1 protein-coding gene is annotated in these 767 nt (G+C 22.3%); it reads right to left on the bottom strand.

Features of this window, described 5'->3' with window-relative positions:
- Positions 1-149: 149 nt before the first annotated feature.
- A partial coding sequence (locus tag GQX97_RS13010) for a tetratricopeptide repeat protein (protein ID WP_157152275.1) occupies positions 150-767 on the bottom strand: 618 nt, incomplete at its 5' end.

Here is a 767-nt window from a genome sequence, read left to right as displayed (position 1 = left end):
ATTTCTAAAAAATGAAGGATAGCATATYTTAGATAAAACATCTCCCATAATTATATTCCACTTATTAGCAATTTTTAAATATGAATATAAATTACTATTTTTTTTATTTGAATATTCATTTAATATGTCTATAATCTCTTTCATAAATATTATTGATTCGTAGTACTTGAATTAGTATCATTAGTATTTACTGTACTATTAGTATTAATGATATYATTTGTATATATATTATTAGTAATAACAGTTTGATTTGTATTTTCAATAGGRTTTATTAAATTAACTTCTGTATCCTCATTATGAGCAGTTTCAACAGTATTAACAACTTTAATATCTTCGTTTGTATATCCTAAATAATTTTTAACTCTATTTATAGATTCAGCMACATTTCTATAAGTTTTATCTATATTATAAACATCTTCATAAATCTTTAGAGCAGATACATAATTTTTATCTCTCTCATAAGTAGCAGCCAAATTAATCATATATACAATATTATTAGTACTATATATATTAGCCTTTAAGAAAGATGCTTCAGCTAATTTATAATCTTCAGTATAAAGATATAACAAACCTAAAAAATTGTTCATATAAGCATCATCAGGATTTAATATAAGAGAATGCCTTACAGGTTCAATAGCCTCATTAGTTTTACCCAATTTATATAAAGCATACCCCTTTTGAAAATAAAGCTTATGARAAAATCTATTAACTATAATACCATCTCTTGCTACTCTAAGCATATTATTATAATCTTTCATATACATATA

The sequence above is a fragment of the Brachyspira sp. SAP_772 genome, from assembly GCF_009755885.1.
GTDB lineage: Bacteria > Spirochaetota > Brachyspiria > Brachyspirales > Brachyspiraceae > Brachyspira.
This window is presented reverse-complemented; position numbering and strand designations above follow the sequence as displayed.